At 46.7% G+C, this 15,512-nt stretch carries 18 protein-coding genes; 2 read left to right on the top strand and 16 right to left on the bottom strand.

Annotation, left to right across the window (positions count from 1 at the left end):
- Window position 1: 1 nt before the first annotated feature.
- The 13 genes from KNO94_RS01305 to prsW all read right to left on the bottom strand — a co-directional run bounded on the left by KNO94_RS01305 (window position 2) and on the right by prsW (window position 10,284).
- On the bottom strand, window positions 2–964 hold the full coding sequence (locus KNO94_RS01305) for a polyprenyl synthetase family protein (RefSeq protein ID WP_214776916.1): 963 nt from the start codon (window positions 962–964) through the stop codon (window positions 2–4).
- 3 nt (window positions 965–967) lie between these two features.
- Complete coding sequence (locus tag KNO94_RS01300; RefSeq protein WP_214776914.1) at window positions 968–1,669, bottom strand: demethylmenaquinone methyltransferase; 702 nt, start codon at window positions 1,667–1,669, stop codon at window positions 968–970.
- Between the two features lie 20 nt (window positions 1,670–1,689).
- Window positions 1,690–2,262, bottom strand: a complete 573-nt coding sequence (locus tag KNO94_RS01295) for a heptaprenyl diphosphate synthase component 1 (RefSeq protein WP_214740249.1) — start codon at window positions 2,260–2,262, stop codon at window positions 1,690–1,692.
- A 125-nt stretch (window positions 2,263–2,387) separates the two neighbouring features.
- The gene (locus tag KNO94_RS01290) at window positions 2,388–2,660 is read right to left on the bottom strand and encodes an HU family DNA-binding protein (protein WP_015881465.1); all 273 of its coding nucleotides are present in this window, start codon (window positions 2,658–2,660) and stop codon (window positions 2,388–2,390) included.
- A 109-nt stretch (window positions 2,661–2,769) separates the two neighbouring features.
- The gene (locus tag KNO94_RS01285; protein ID WP_214776912.1) at window positions 2,770–3,480 is read right to left on the bottom strand and encodes a hypothetical protein; all 711 of its coding nucleotides are present in this window, start codon (window positions 3,478–3,480) and stop codon (window positions 2,770–2,772) included.
- 5 nt (window positions 3,481–3,485) lie between these two features.
- On the bottom strand, window positions 3,486–3,686 hold the full coding sequence (locus KNO94_RS01280) for a DUF2768 domain-containing protein (protein WP_214740245.1): 201 nt from the start codon (window positions 3,684–3,686) through the stop codon (window positions 3,486–3,488).
- A gap of 97 nt (window positions 3,687–3,783) precedes the next feature.
- Window positions 3,784–4,809 carry an NAD(P)H-dependent glycerol-3-phosphate dehydrogenase gene (locus KNO94_RS01275; RefSeq protein WP_214776911.1) on the bottom strand — a complete coding sequence of 342 codons (1,026 nt, stop codon included), beginning with the start codon at window positions 4,807–4,809 and terminating at the stop codon, window positions 3,784–3,786.
- A gap of 17 nt (window positions 4,810–4,826) precedes the next feature.
- Window positions 4,827–6,137 carry a ribosome biogenesis GTPase Der gene (gene der / locus KNO94_RS01270; RefSeq protein ID WP_214740241.1) on the bottom strand — a complete coding sequence of 437 codons (1,311 nt, stop codon included), beginning with the start codon at window positions 6,135–6,137 and terminating at the stop codon, window positions 4,827–4,829.
- Between the two features lie 137 nt (window positions 6,138–6,274).
- Window positions 6,275–7,423, bottom strand: a complete 1,149-nt coding sequence (rpsA, locus tag KNO94_RS01265; RefSeq protein WP_214776909.1) for a 30S ribosomal protein S1 — start codon at window positions 7,421–7,423, stop codon at window positions 6,275–6,277.
- A 154-nt stretch (window positions 7,424–7,577) separates the two neighbouring features.
- The gene (locus KNO94_RS01260) at window positions 7,578–8,201 is read right to left on the bottom strand and encodes a lysophospholipid acyltransferase family protein (protein ID WP_214740238.1); all 624 of its coding nucleotides are present in this window, start codon (window positions 8,199–8,201) and stop codon (window positions 7,578–7,580) included.
- Window positions 8,198–8,872 (bottom strand): (d)CMP kinase, encoded by a 675-nt coding sequence (gene cmk, locus KNO94_RS01255; RefSeq protein WP_214740236.1) that lies wholly within the window; start codon window positions 8,870–8,872, stop codon window positions 8,198–8,200. Before cmk ends, KNO94_RS01260 begins: the two co-directional genes overlap by 4 nt.
- A 74-nt stretch (window positions 8,873–8,946) precedes the next feature.
- The gene (locus KNO94_RS01250; protein WP_214776907.1) at window positions 8,947–9,612 is read right to left on the bottom strand and encodes a flagellar brake protein; all 666 of its coding nucleotides are present in this window, start codon (window positions 9,610–9,612) and stop codon (window positions 8,947–8,949) included.
- Window positions 9,613–9,627: 15 nt separating this feature from the next.
- Window positions 9,628–10,284: a glutamic-type intramembrane protease PrsW gene (gene prsW / locus KNO94_RS01245; protein WP_214776905.1), complete on the bottom strand. Its 657-nt coding sequence runs from the start codon at window positions 10,282–10,284 to the stop codon at window positions 9,628–9,630.
- A gap of 107 nt (window positions 10,285–10,391) precedes the next feature.
- Between prsW and KNO94_RS01240 the strand changes: the two genes are divergently transcribed.
- Entirely contained in the window at window positions 10,392–11,363 is a 972-nt protein-coding gene (locus tag KNO94_RS01240; protein ID WP_214740225.1) for an asparaginase, read from the top strand.
- A 49-nt stretch (window positions 11,364–11,412) separates the two neighbouring features.
- Complete coding sequence (locus KNO94_RS01235; RefSeq protein ID WP_214777607.1) at window positions 11,413–12,396, top strand: YpdA family putative bacillithiol disulfide reductase; 984 nt, start codon at window positions 11,413–11,415, stop codon at window positions 12,394–12,396.
- Between the two features lie 38 nt (window positions 12,397–12,434).
- On the opposite strand, the gene KNO94_RS01230 is transcribed toward KNO94_RS01235, so the two are convergent.
- The 3 genes from KNO94_RS01230 to KNO94_RS01220 form a co-directional block, all read right to left on the bottom strand.
- Window positions 12,435–13,703: a Glu/Leu/Phe/Val family dehydrogenase gene (locus KNO94_RS01230; RefSeq protein ID WP_214740223.1), complete on the bottom strand. Its 1,269-nt coding sequence runs from the start codon at window positions 13,701–13,703 to the stop codon at window positions 12,435–12,437.
- A 146-nt stretch (window positions 13,704–13,849) separates the two neighbouring features.
- On the bottom strand, window positions 13,850–14,776 hold the full coding sequence (locus tag KNO94_RS01225) for a D-alanine--D-alanine ligase (RefSeq protein WP_214776903.1): 927 nt from the start codon (window positions 14,774–14,776) through the stop codon (window positions 13,850–13,852).
- A 97-nt stretch (window positions 14,777–14,873) separates the two neighbouring features.
- Window positions 14,874–15,452, bottom strand: a complete 579-nt coding sequence (locus KNO94_RS01220) for an adaptor protein MecA (protein ID WP_214776901.1) — start codon at window positions 15,450–15,452, stop codon at window positions 14,874–14,876.
- Window positions 15,453–15,512: the final 60 nt, after the last annotated feature.

The raw sequence follows: 15,512 nt of genomic DNA, 5'->3' as shown, positions 1-15,512 counted from the left end.
TTTACCATTTCCGCTTTCCGATATATTGTGCAATTTCAATCAACGAGCGTTTATCGGGATGATCTGGCAAACCGTCTAATCGGCGGATGGCACGTTCCACGTAGCGATCAATCGTTCGTTGGCTACGCTCAAGTGTCCCGTTTCGCTGTACTTCTCGTACGAGAGACTTCGTCAATTCAGGGTCTGTCGAGACATTGACTTGGCGAAGACGTTCATAAAAGCGAGGGTCCTCTGCGGAGTATAAGAGAGGCAACGTCTTATGACCGTGCTTCAAATCTTCACCGACCGGCTTTCCAAGTTGAAAACTTTTTGCTGTGAAGTCGAGTAAATCATCTGTCATTTGAAAGGCCATGCCGATATCATACCCGAATAAGCTTAATTGCTTTACAACAGACGGAGATGCGCCTGAAATGACGGCACCTGCTGCACAACTCGTCTCAATCAACAGGGCGGTTTTCCGGGCAATTCGGTCCAAATAACGCTTTGGTGACTGTCCCCACTCATATTGATCTTGGATTTGATTAATTTCACCGACACAGATCCGCTCCATCGTATCCGACATGATGCGCATCACTTCTGGTGACTCAATCTCAGACACGAGACGAATCGCCTCACCGAACAACGTATTTCCCGTATACATCGCCACCGTTTCATCATATCGCTCCATCACAGTCGGTTTGCCGCGGCGGAGAATCGCATCATCAATCACATCGTCATGGACGAGTGATGCCATATGAATCAGTTCAAGACTTGAGGCAACTTTCGTCAAACGGATATCTTTCGTCTCACCGAATCCTGCACTCAATAGGACAAAGGCTGGTCGGATACGTTTTCCACCAGCATCGAGTAGTTGACGCGATGCTGACTCGATGACAGGGTGATCCGTCCTGACTCGAGTAGATAAAAATTGATCAATTTGATCAATCTCTCGGTTCATATGACGATAAAGTCGCTTCAAAGACATGATTCACCACTTCTTTCCTAGATGCATAGCACATGCACCAGCGGAGAATGTCTTCACTTCGACTTGTTCAAACCCGGCATCTTCAAACATACGCTTCAAAGTCAAACGGTCTGGAAATTGATCAGTCGATTCTTGAAGCCATTTGTACTGATCGTATGAGCCTGCGAACACTTTTCCGAATAACGGCATGACCGTCCCGAAATAGAACCGATACAACTCTTTAAAGACAGGTGCCGTCGGTTGACTCGTTTCAAGACACACGACCGTGCCCCCTGGTTTCAAGACGCGATGCATCTCGCGCAATACCGTCATGTAGTCCGGGACGTTTCGAAGTCCAAACCCAATCGTGACATAATCAAATGAATTGTCACCAAACGGCAAGACCATCGCGTTTCCGTGTAGTAATTCAACGTTCGGTAGCGATTTAACTTTTTCTTCTCCCACTTTTAACATATTCTCTGAAAAGTCGAGCCCCTTCACGACACCCGTGTTCCCTGCAGCTTCCGCCAATTGAATCGTCCAGTCCGCGGTCCCACAACAAACGTCTAAACATTTGGCCCCCGGAAAGACGTTCATTTTTTTCATCGTCGTCCGACGCCACCATTTGTGAAGTCGGAAGCTGATAATCGAGTTCATCGTATCGTAGCTCGGAGAAATAGATTGAAATACTTCATATACTTTTTGCTCTTTTTCTATCGGTTGCAACGCGTAACATCCTTTCCGTTCTAAGCGACCGCATGCGCAAGCAATGTCGTGAGTTGCTCTTTTTGATCTTGTCTAAGCGCCGTCGCTTTCTGTTCAATCAGTCGTTTCCCGCTCGTTGTCAAATATGGCCGTTCCAGCAATTCGGCAAGCGTTTGAATCAATCCGATGTTCGCTTCGAGCCAGACGTTCATCGGAACGTTCGTCTCGAGTAGTAACGTGCATTTTGCCGCATTGACCCGTTGTACAGACTGTCCAAATCGATTACTATATGACGATGGAAATCCAGTCAAAATTTTATAAAACTGAGCCGAGGCAAAATCGCCAGCGAGCACTTTTAATTGTCGCGCTAAAGAACCTTTCGGACTACTGTTCACTTGATCGTGTAATTCGAGCGCTTGATGTGCGAAATACGTTGCCATCACGAGTTGTCGATGCTCAATCGATTCCAAATCAATCATCTCAACCATCCAACGAAGCAACAAAAAATCGACCGCTGGTACAATTTCGTGTTTCGTCAAATAAGGATGATTCATACGTTGTTCGATTTGACGAGCAAGGTCTGTGACAACGAATTCATTTGTCAACTGTTCCATGCTATCCCCCCTCGTCCACTTCATTGTCATTCTGACATAGTATAGCACATTTTTGTCACATTCACGTCATTCGAACTCGTAAACCCAACAAAAAAGCCGCCTCTCGGCGACTTATGTATTGCAGATTACTTGACCGCATCTTTGAGCGCTTTACCTGCTTTGAATGCAGGAACTTTGCTCGCTGGGATTTCGATATCTTCTTTTGTACGTGGGTTACGACCTTTACGGGCAGCACGCTCACGAACTTCAAAAGTACCAAAACCGATCAATTGAATTTTCTCACCGTTTTGGAGTGCTTCAGTGATTGATTCAAACGTAGCTTCTACGATTTTCGTTGCTTCTTTTTTAGAAACATCGGCTTTCTCAGTAACAGCTTGGATCAATTCAGTTTTGTTCATCACGATTCACCTCCTCTCACAGGGAGTTTACGGGATTAATCATATCGTACAAACGTTGATATGACAACATTTTTTGCATGATTTCACGACTTTCACTATTAAAACGAGTTCAGTTGTTTAAAAAAACGACTTCTCCTTGTTCATCTATCGTATACCCTTGCGAGTAAGCCGGGGCAAATGGGGCATCTTCATACAGTAAATAACGAATGTCTTCACCGATTTCCGGTGTCTCGTCCGTCTTTTGAAGCGCTTCCTTCACGTCCTCCCGATAGTCCACAAATAGTTGTCCTGTGCCGTCTACATAAATCGGAAGTTCTCTGTCAGAGTAAGGGCTAGGTATGACCGGCTCTTCCGAGACGAAAATTTTATCATAGTCGAGCGTGAACTGGTTTTTCCCAATCGAACCGTCGAATGGGAACTTTCCTTCTTTCGCTCGAAACGCATTGATATTCGTTTGTAGTTGTTGCAATCGTTCAGATACACGCAAATCGATTAATTTCACGGTCGGATCTGTCTCCACGTCAACGAGAATATATTGGAATAACCCGCCACCTTCGAAACTATTCCCAGGTGGATCAGCCAAATAGCCTGGGACAAGCCGTGCAAATTCAATCGGGTAGCGTTCCATCAAAGGCGTTTCCGCTGGCTTCGTTTTAATCGGCAAGACGCCAGATTGTTCACGATAGGCATTGACCGCACTTTGTACCGTATTCAATTGATCCTCATATGGGATGTTGTTCGCACGCTCTGAATCAGGGAACATACATCCGGCTAAAAGCGTCGTTATGGTCAAACTAATGGCAACAATCATTTTTCTCATCACGTTTATCCTCCTGTCGGCCCTGAGACGACGACAAAAATCATAACAACAGTCCCGAACAAGAATATGATGAATGCAATCAGTCTGACGAGTGTTGCAAACCACCCGCTCAGTTTCGTATGACTAAGTGCGACCATTAATGCAGCGAGGGCAAAAGCTCCAATCCCCGCGAATGAAATCCACATTTTGATGAGTGACGGTGTCACGTCTATCCCCCTACTTTCTCTATGTTCTCCAGACTTCAAGTGTAGCAAAAAAAAGCGAGGAACTGAACGAAAACGTCAGTTCCTCTCTCGACCCATCTTATTCTTCGAAATGAAACACTTGTTCCATCTCATGCTTTTGTGGGCGTCTCATTAATTTCTTCACTTCATCATGAGGACTCTTGCCCTCAAATAGCACGTTATAAAGCGCTTCTGTGATCGGCATCTCCACACCCGCCTCTTTCGCGAGTGAGTGCGCCGCTTCACAGGCACGTACGCCTTCGACGACCATTCCCATGTTCCCAAGAACGTCTTCTAGCTTTTCGCCTCGCCCAATGGCATTTCCGGCTCGCCAGTTACGACTATGTTGTGACGTCGCCGTCACAATGAGGTCTCCGATTCCTGTCAACCCTGAGAACGATGCTGGATTCGCGCCGAGCTTCACGCCAAGTCGAGCAATCTCGACAATCCCACGTGTCATGAGGGCAGCTTTCGCATTATCCCCATAACCGAGACCATCCGTCATCCCTGCCGCTAAGGCGATGATGTTTTTTAGTGCTCCACCGTACTCTGCCCCAACAACGTCAGAATTCAAGTACACGCGAAACTGGTCGTTTGTGAGCAGTTCCTGCACTTCATCCGCCACATCGAGATCCTCACACGCGATTGTAATGGTCGTCGGTTTTCGTACCGCGACTTCCTCCGCATGAGTTGGTCCTGTCAATACACCGATCGCTCGACGTTTCGCAGGTTCAATCTCTTCGGCGATAATTTCCGAAAGACGCTTATGCGTTTTCGGTTCGATTCCTTTTGCGGCATGAACAATCGTGACGGGTTTCGTCAACAACGTATTCAATTCTTTTGAGACCGGACGGATTGCCGAACTCGGGACGACGAGAAACACGATGCTTCGACCGTCTAACGCCTCTTTCAAGTCCGTCGTCGCTCGAATCGATTCAGGTAACGGTGCATCTTTCAAATAAAACGAGTTCGTATGCGACGAGTTGATTTCATCCACATGTTCTTGTTCACGTCCATAGAGCAGGACATCATGACCATTGTCCGCTAACACGAGCGAGATGGCCGTTCCCCAACTTCCCGCTCCGATGACTGCTACGTTTGCCATAAGTGGCACCCCCGTAATTAGTTTTTCTGACGAGCCACGATGTGAATCGGTGTCCCGGTGAAGTCAAATGCTTTACGGATTTGATTTTCTAAATAACGTTTATAAGAGAAGTGCAACAACTCAGGGTCGTTGACGAATAAGACGAATGTCGGCGGCTCGATGGCAACTTGAGTCGCGTAGTTGATCTTCAATCGTTGTCCTTTATCCGTCGGTGTCGGGTTCATTGCGACCGCGTCGACGATGACATCGTTCAATACGCTCGTCGAGATACGACGACGATGTGTTTCTGCCACTTGCTTGATGACAGGCAACAATGTCTGTAAGCGTTTCGACGTGAGCGCTGACAAGAAGACAATCGGTGCATAGTCGAGGAATAAGAATTCTTGACGAATCTTCTCTTCCATCTTCTTCATCGTTTTATCATCTTTTTCGACGGCATCCCATTTGTTGACCACGATGACAATCGCCTTCCCGGCTTCGTGTGCGAGACCGGCGACACGTTTGTCCTGCTCGATGATCCCTTCTTCTCCGTCAAGGACGACGAGGACGACGTTTGATCGTTCAATCGCCTTTTGGGCACGCATGACACTATAACGTTCTGTCGATTCGTATACTTTCCCGCGTTTACGCATACCGGCCGTATCGATGATGACGTACTCTTGTCCGTCACGTGTGAATGGTGTATCAATCGCATCGCGAGTCGTTCCGGCGATATTGGAAACGATGACACGGTCTTCACCAAGGATCGAGTTCGTCAAACTTGACTTCCCGACGTTCGGGCGTCCAATCAACGAGAACTGAATGACATCTTCGTTGTACTCGTACTCGTCCTTTTCTGGAGCAAGTTCAAATACTTGGTCGAGCAAGTCACCGAGTCCTAACCCGTGTGTACCTGAAATCGGGAACGGGTCACCAAATCCGAGAGAATAAAACTCGTACATGAGATCTCGCATTTCAAAGTTATCGACCTTGTTGACGGCAAGAACGATCGGTTTGTTCGAACGGAACAATAAGTTCGCTACTTCTTCATCCGCTGCCGTGATACCTTCGCGTCCATTCACCATGAAGATGATGACATCCGCTTCATCGATGGCGAGTTCAGCCTGATGACGCATTTGAACGAGCAACGGCTCGTCCCCGACTTCGATCCCACCTGTATCGATTAAATGGAACTTACGGTTGAGCCACTCTCCTGTGCCGTAAATACGGTCACGTGTGACACCTGGTTTATCATCGACAATCGACACACGATCTCCGATGATGCGGTTAAAAATTGTGGATTTTCCGATATTCGGACGGCCAACGATGGCCACTGCTGGAATTCCCATAACAACACCTCACTAACTTTCTATCAAAATTTCATCATTTCATCATTTCGAAACGCAACTCACCTATCATATCACAGGCAAAATTAAGTGACCATACAAAAAGAAGCGGGAGCATGACTCCCGCTTAAACAATCATCTTATTTTGAGTCATCCGAAGAGTCATCGCCTGTCAGTTCAGAGACAGAGAATCCTCCTTGGTCGCTATATTCATCGAGTAACTCCTGGTCATCATCTTGACGAGTCGGTTCAGATGATTCGAGAGCACGCATCGACAATGAGATTTTCTTATCATCGAGATGAACGTCTAGCACTTTCACTTGCACTTCTTGACCTTCAGTCAAGACTTCAGAAGGTGTCGCAATATGACGGTTCGCGATTTGCGAGATATGAAGAAGACCTTCCACTTGTGGTGCAACCTCAACGAACGCACCAAACGTCACGAGACGTTTGACCGTGCCTTCGATGACATCCCCCGGTTGAATCTTGCCTTCAATGGTTTCCCAAGGACCAGGTTGCGTCTCTTTAATCGAGAGTTTTACTTTTTCATTATCTAAGTCAAGACCAAGTACTTTCACTTTGACACGGTCGCCTTCAGTGACAACATCACTCGGCTTCTCGACACGACTATGAGCCATCTCTGAAATGTGAACGAGACCGTCCACTCCGCCGATATCGACGAATGCACCGAAATCTGTCAAACGTTGAACCGTACCTTCGATGACTTGACCGACTTCGAGCGATTCGAGCGTTTCTGATTTCTTGGCGCTCATTTCGGCTTCGACAACTGCTTTATGTGACAAGATGACACGATTTTTTTCACGGTCGATCTCGACGACTTTTACGGTAATTGGATTATTCAAATATGACGAGAAGTCCTCGACGAAGTGACTTTCGACAAGGGACGCAGGGATGAATCCGCGAATTCCGATATCGACGACAAGACCACCTTTGACCTTATCTTTCACCATCACTTCAAACACTTCACCCGATTCGAATTTTTCAACGATGCGATCCCATGCTGCTTCGGCATCGACATCTTTTTTCGAAACGACCACTTCTTCGTCCGTGACCTTTTTCACTTTGACACGAATCTCGTCGTTCACTTGGAGTGATTCGTTTAAATCGTCTAGATGCATGCTTGATACTTCGCTAATTGGCAAAATCGCTTCAGTTTTATAACCGATATCGATCAGCGCTTGCTTATCCTCGATTTTGACGACTGTTCCGGTCACAATTTGACCACGATTAATTTCAAAATCAGGCATATCTTTCATTTCTTCGACCATTCCAACACTACCCCCTCACGATGAGTACAAAAAGGAGCGCCAAAGGCGCTTACACCTAGTATAAATCTCTTATAATTCCGAGATTTTGTCAAGGCGTTATGAAGATTGTACCTCTATTGAAAGAAGTTTAAACCTCAATTTCACAATCCGTTTTTCACTTCGTGAATGAATGGTTTAAGTAAAGGTCGGCGATCGTATTCATAATTAAGTCGGCCGCTTCTTGCGCGCTCGCCTTACGTTCTTTCAGTTCTGACAAGTCGATCGGCTTGCCGATGACGACACGTAGTTTTGCGCGAAACTTATATTTCCCGATGATGGCAATCGGTAGGATATGCGCATTCGAACGCATTGCGAAAAATCCAACTCCTGCCTGCGCCTTCCCGAGCGTGCCATCCTTTGAACGCGTTCCTTCAGGAAAAATGGAGATGACCTCGTCTTCTTTCAGCTTTTGAAGAACGACACGAAGTGCCTGCCGGTCTCCTTCTCCCCGTGAGACGGGAATTTGTCCCGCGCGCTTTAATATATGTTTTAATACTGGAACGTTAAACAGTTCTTGTTTAGCAAAAAATCGAAGCGGACGTTGTTTCGGGATCGCGCAAGCCAATAAAACTGGGTCCCAGTTTGACTGATGATTCGAACAAACAAGAATAGACCCATCCATCGGAACGTTTTCTCGTCCGATGAACTCGACTTGAAACGATGCCCGCTGAATACCATTTACGACGGCTCTCGCCATCCGGTACATGCCAAACGGTCCGTTATTTAATGTTTCGCTCATGCTTTCACCTCTTTAATGAATTGTTCAATCGCCCGAACAACCCCATCAATCGATAGTGTCGTCGTATCCAGGAAGTGCGCATCCTCAGCTTGGCGAAGGGGTGCGACCTCCCGCTCTGAATCACGCTTGTCACGGAGAGCGATTTCTTCTTTCAATCGGTCATAATCACTCGGTATCCCTTTTGAAACATTTTCCTCATGGCGACGACGAGCACGTTCTTCAACAGAAGCAGTCATAAATACCTTCAAGTCCGCATTCGGCAAGACATGCGTACCGATATCGCGTCCGTCCATGACGACCCCGCCCTCTTTCGCCAAATCACGTTGTAGGTCCATCAAGGCATCCCGCACTTCCGGTTGTCGTGCGACAAAACTGACGTTGTTCGTCACTTCACTTGAACGAATGACATCTGTCACTTCTTCATCACCATCAAATACGCGTTGTCCTGCTTCAGATGGCACGAGTCGTAGTGACATCTTTGCAATCATGTCCGCTAGAGCCGGCCCGTCTTCGAGCGCAATCCCTTCACGCAAGGCGCGATAGGTCACCGCACGATATATCGCACCCGTATCGATATAGACATACCCTAATTGTTTCGCAAGCGACTTGGCAATCGTACTTTTTCCGGCACCAGCCGGTCCATCTAATGCAATTTGTAATGATTTTTTCATACAAAACGGGTATCGAGTGTTCCCGATACCCTCCTCCTCTCGGTCAATAATCCCGAGAACATCATAACAGTTTTTTATCTTGAAGAAAATATAGACCCTGTCCGCTTTCGAGCTTCGAGCTGGACGCGGAAACAGTATCGTAAAATCGTCTCTTGATCGCGCGGCGTCAAATCTTCAAAGGCTAGCGAGAGTTCCTGCTTCACTTCCTGCTTGTGGATGCGTACGAGGCGACTCTTTACGCGAAAGAGTTGCGGCGTCCCTTGTTCATCCTCGATTCGGAAAACAACGATGAGTGACTCATCCACTTCGACCGGTGCACGGTTCGCAATAATTTTCATTCCACCTGCAGAAACGTCTAACGACGTCGTTTCAAATGACTCGAATCCTTCACCGTCGACCGCGAGCACGGTCACGTCAATCATTTCAGGAACTCGTAAATATTCACGGCGCTGAATACGTTTAATTTTTTTCTCGTCCGGCATCCTGAACGCATACCGAATCGTCATTTGGGCATCACTGATCCGTTTCGCAACTTTCGTGTCGAAAGCAAACAAATGATTGTCTCCTTGGAAGAAGTAAACACGTATTTCTTCCTCTTCGTGTAAAAAGAATGTCTTAAGCGTTGTCATATCACTTGGTGATTCAATCCACACGACTTGATCAACGATTGCTGCGATTTTCGTCTTCCCCTCTGCGCGGCCTTCTACTTCGATTCTTAACTCTTGACCTTCTTTTAACATACGTTCTCTTCCCCTTTATTTAAATTGACGACGATTGGACAGGTTGGCCGCTCGCACGAGTAGCAGGGCCACCATCCATAAAATGACGATATACAGAACGGCAGGTAGCTTGTTCTCAGGCTCGAGAATCAAAATCAAATCGAACGTACCGTGAATGATTGTCGCAGAGAGAATGGCCATGAACAGCCATACTCGCTCACGTGCCGAATGCTTTGCCCGCCCTAAACAATACCCCATCACGACCGCGAACAAGGCGTGTCCGCTCACAGGTAAGATTGCCCGCCAAATCGCAATTTCTAATGAATCGTACACCCATAAGTATAAAAAATTCTCTAATGTCGCAAAGCCTAATGAGCAGGCGACCGCATAGAGAATCCCGTCATAGTAATCATCAAAGACTTTATGTATATATATTGTATAATAAATCATAAACCATTTAAAAAACTCTTCGAGTAAAGCAGTGGCGACATATGCCTCCCAAAACGGTCCGGTAAGAACACCTTCTTCAACGAAGGCATATTGGATAAACATGATGGGGAACACGAGAACTGCGCCGGCCACGAAAGAACGAATCACATATCCGAGCGGTTCCGCCTCCAACTCATGTCGAAGATAGAAGTAGGAAAGAAGGGCAAGCCCCGGGGCAACCGCAGACAAGGCGATTGCGATCATCATGCATCTCTCCTTTCTTCCACTAGCATACACTGAATTGCTCGAAAGAAAAAGTGTAGAACCCCTAGAAAATGGTAATTTTCACAAAAATAATGAGGAGGACATATATGAACCATTTATTATTAATCCACACGGGCGGTACAATCGCCATGTCACAGTCCGGAACAGGTCACGTCGAACCGAGTGACGTCAACCCGATTGATGCGACACTACCGAAGGCGACGGATATCGCCCACATTACAACGAAGCATTTTTCGAACATCCCCTCGCCCCATATGACTCCTGAGAAGATGCTTGAATTGGCGCATTTCATCCAACGAGAACTGACTCAAGACACGTATGACGGGGTCGTGATCACACATGGGACCGATACGCTTGAAGAGACCGCTTATTTTTTACAAATCACACTTGGGGCGCCGGTACCAATCGTTCTGACAGGCGCAATGCGCTCCTCGAACGAGGTAGGTTCAGACGGAGAATTCAATTTAATCACTGCCCTACGTGTCGCAAAAAGCGAGGCAGCTCGTGGCAAAGGTGTGCTCGTCGTATTTAACGGTGAAATCCACTCGGCGTTTAACGTCACAAAAACACATACCTCGTCGGTCGATACGTTCAAGTCGGTTCATTTCGGAAATGTGGGTATGGTCACAAAGGACCACGTGCTCATCTATAGTCAACCGACAAACAGACAACCAAAAATGATTCCATCCATCTCAAAACGCGTTGCCGTTCTAAAAGTTGTAGCGGGAATGGAACCTGATTTGCTCGAGTCGGTGATTGCGCTCGGATACGACGGACTCGTACTTGAAGTGCTGGGTCAAGGAAATGTTCCTCCTACCCTTTTGTCGGCGCTCAAGCACCTAGTCGATGAAATCCCTGTCGTCATCGTCAGTCGTTGCTTCAATGGAATCGTTCAGGATGTTTATGGATATGACGGTGGCGGTAAACAGTTGAAAGAGATGGGCATCATTTTCTCGAACGGTTTAAATTCGCAAAAAGCCCGTCTGCGTCTTTTAGTCGAACTCGAGTCAGGTTCGAGCCAATCGGTGTTAGAACATAGTTTTAGCTTCCAGCAATAACCTTGCGCTCACGCGCTCCCTTTCCTAAAATGAGCAAAGAGGTGATTTAATAGTGAATAAACAAGCGATTATCGTGGGGGCTGGCCCATGTGGTCTATCGGCCGCCATCGAACTAGAGAAGATTGGTGTATCTTGTACCGTGATCGAACGGGGAAACATTGTCGATGCCATCTATCGATATCCGACACACCAAACGTTCTTTTCATCTGCCACGCTTTTAGAAATCGGAGACATTCCGTTCATCTGTAAAGACTTAAAACCCCGGCGCCAAGATGCCCTTGTCTATTATCGAGAAGTCGTATCACGGACCGGTTTGAACGTCCATCCATTCGAGACTGTCGAATCAGTGGAAAAAATTAATGGACGATTTACTGTGACATCTAGACACGAACGACGTGGGGTGACGACTCGTGAAGCTGACTACGTGATTTTAGCCACAGGATACTATGGACGCCCTCGACTACTCGATGTACCAGGCGAATCCCTGCCTCACGTGCATCACTATTTCAATGAGGCGCACCCTTATTTCAAACAACATGTCACCATTATCGGTGGAAAGAACTCGGCAGTCGACGCGGCAATCGAACTAGAGAAAGCGGGCGCTTATGTGACGGTGCTTTATCGCGGCGATTCGTATAGCCCTTCCGTCAAGCCATGGGTTCTCCCAAACTTCGATTCGCTCGTTCGACATGAAAAAGTTCGCATGGAATTCGAGGCGACGATTGAACGAATCACGGAAGACGGTGTCTACTATCGTCAACATGGTGAAGAAAAACATGTCTACGCTGACCACGTGTTCGCGATGACCGGTTATCAACCTGACCATCATTTATTCGAGGACGCGGGCATTCTCGTTGATGAAGAGAGCGGAATCCCTTCATATGATGAAGAAACGTTCGAAACGAACGTGGAACATCTGTTCATCGCAGGCGTGGTGGCAGCAGGAAACGATGCCAATAAGATTTTCATCGAAAACGGACGCTTCCATGGGAAGGCAATTGCTGATACGATCGCAAATCGAATTAACGTATAAAAAAAGTTCGGTCAACAGATGTTGACCGAACTTTTTGATTAGACCCATCCACGGAAACGAGATGCTTCCGCCATCTTACGCACGCCGACCATATAGGCGGCGAGTCGCATATCGACTTTTCGTGCTGATGACGTATTGTATACGGTATTGAAGGAATGGACGAGTACTTTCTCGAGTTTTTCCTCGACTTCTTCTTCCGTCCAATAGTAACCTTGGTTGTTTTGTACCCATTCGAAGTATGAAACCGTAACCCCACCACTTGACGCCAACACGTCAGGTACGAGGAGAATTCCACGTTCAGTTAAGATTTTCGTCGCTTCGTTCGTCGTTGGACCGTTTGCCGCTTCGACCACAATCGATGCTTTAATCGCGTCCGCGTTGTCTTCTGTGATTTGGTTCTCGATTGCAGCAGGTACGAGAATGTCACAGTCGAGTTCTAACATCTCTTTATTTGAGATTGTATTTTTAAACAATGTCGAAATCGTACCGAATGAATCACGACGATCTAACAAGTAAGGGATATCAAGACCGTTCTCATCATGGATGGCACCGTATGCATCACTGACAGCAATTACTTTCGCTCCGGCATCGTGCATGAATTTCGAAAGGAAGCTACCCGCGTTCCCGAAACCTTGAACAACGACGCGTGCCCCTTTGAGTTCAATACCACGACGAAGTGCCGCTTCTCGAATCATGATGGCCACACCTTTTGCCGTTGCTGTCTCACGACCATGAGAACCCCCGAGGACAAGTGGCTTACCAGTAATGAATCCAGGTGAGTTGAATTCATCGATTCGACTGTACTCATCCATCATCCATGCCATGATTTGCGAGTTCGTGAACACGTCTGGTGCTGGAATATCTTTCGTCGGTCCAACAATCTGACTGATGGCGCGAACGTAACCACGGCTCAACCGCTCAATCTCACGGAAACTCATTTCGCGTGGGTCACAGACGATTCCACCTTTCCCTCCACCGTAAGGTAAGTCGACGATCCCTGCTTTTAAGCTCATCCAAACGGATAATGCTTTTACTTCTACCTCCGTTACGCTTGGGTGGAACCGAATTCCCCCTTTTGTCGGTCCGACCGCATCATTATGTTGAGCGCGATAGCCTGTGAAAATCTTTGTTGAGCCATCGTCCATGCGAACAGGGATTCGAACGGTCAGCATGCGAAGCGGTTCTTTTAACAACTCGTACATCTCATCTGGATAGCCGAGTTTATCTAAAGCTTCGTGAATCACCTCTTGTGTCGATTCCAAGATGTTTTTTCGTTTTTGATGACCTTTTTCTTGATCCGTAATCATGAAGGTTTCCTCCCCTAAATTGTCAATTCTCCCCCAAGAATTAACCTCGTATTCGTTTAAAAGTATAGCCGATACGCGTTCAATTTGAAAGGGTTTTACAAAAATAATGAAAGCGTTTTCTTTTAGTGTGTATTCCTATACCTGTCTTATTTCGACTCACGTTCAAGCGCGAGCTCAATGAAGCGCTCTAATAGCTCACCATAAGAAATTCCCACTGTTTTTGCACTATCTGGGAATAAGCTGAGTGGTGTCATCCCTGGTAACGTGTTTGTTTCTAGAATGTAAGCTTTTCCTGATTCTGAAACGAGGAAATCAGAACGCGAATATCCAGAACAACCGAGTGCGCGGTGTGCCATGACTGCCGCCTGCTGAACCTCTTCCGTCAAGTCAGGTGAAATCTCTGCCGGACAGACATGAATCGAACCACCTTCTGTATACTTCGACTCATAGTCGTAAAACTCATTTTTTGGAATGATTTCAATAACTGGGAGCGCCTCTTCTTTCCCAAAGTTCCCGATGACAGGCACTGTCAATTCTTTTCCTTTGATGTACTGCTCGACCAGTACGGCTGAATCGCAGGCAAACGCCTTGTCGATCCCTTCACGTAACATCGCTTCGTCCATGGCAATCGTCAGTCCGTTTGATGACCCTTCTTGTGCCGGTTTAACGACACACGGGAACTCATCGCCCCATTCACTCACTTTTGCATCAATTAAATCAGTCGATTCGATCAACACATCGCGTGCGACACGGATGCCAGATGCCGCAAAAATGATTTTCGCTCTCGCCTTGTCCATTGCAAGGGCAGATGCCAAGACTCCTGATCCGGTATAGGGGATCCCCGCCATTTCAAGCAGTGATTGTACGCGACCGTCCTCTCCATACTTTCCATGTAACGCGCTGATGACGACGTCGACATCTAATGTCAACAAATCACTCGCCCGCTCCGGATGAAAGTCGATTGCCGTGACCTCATGGCCACGCTCTGTTAACGCTTCAATCATTCCTTGTCCGCTCGTGAGGGATACTTCTCGTTCTCCTGACACTCCACCATATAATACAGCGACTTTCATTCCAATCTCTCCTTCAACTAACTACTGAAAATTCAAGTCTAATCATAACACGGACATGCTAAAAACAATAGGAACAGAACAGTAAAAAAAGCCGTACTCATGCGAATGCATCGTACAGCTCTTTAACGGCTTGTTCAGTTTGAATCGTCTTACCGTATTCCATCATGACATACGGGCTGACCGTAGTCGTCTTCCCGTACTCGGACAAGATTGCCGCAAGTCGTTCTTCCACTTGTGAAGGAAGTACCTCGACAAAGTGAAGATAGTACCGACCTTTGTAATGATAAAGCGTCCCACCTTGTTCAGTTTCATGTATATGTGGGAATAAACGAATCGAAGCATTGATGACATCTTCAATGTCCTCGAACTGATAAATCAAGTGATGAATCACATCGATTGTCAATCGAATCTCAACCTGTTCGATATCGAGTTCGGCAATCGCTTCGCCTCTCTGAACATCGATGACAAGTCCGTCACGAGGAAACATCGTCACATTCAAATCAACTGCTCCTTGCGGAGAGAATCCGTATTCACTTTCTGCTGTTTCAAGCAATTCTTTCCACAGCTGTTGACCATTTTCCCCCACAATTGTATCAATGGCGATTCCACGTAACGAGAGTTCATTCGCAGTCACATATACACGAAGATGTTCTTTTGTTTGTTTTTCAAATCTCAATCGAAAACCTCCAGTGAATAGTCAATCCTAATAATAAGCTACTCCCGTTTTCATCCCGTG

This window comes from Exiguobacterium sp. s22 (assembly GCF_018617455.1).
Taxonomy (GTDB): Bacteria; Bacillota; Bacilli; order Exiguobacteriales; family Exiguobacteriaceae; genus Exiguobacterium.
The sequence above is the reverse complement of the archived record's forward strand: the minus strand, read 5'-3'. Positions and strand labels throughout refer to the sequence as shown.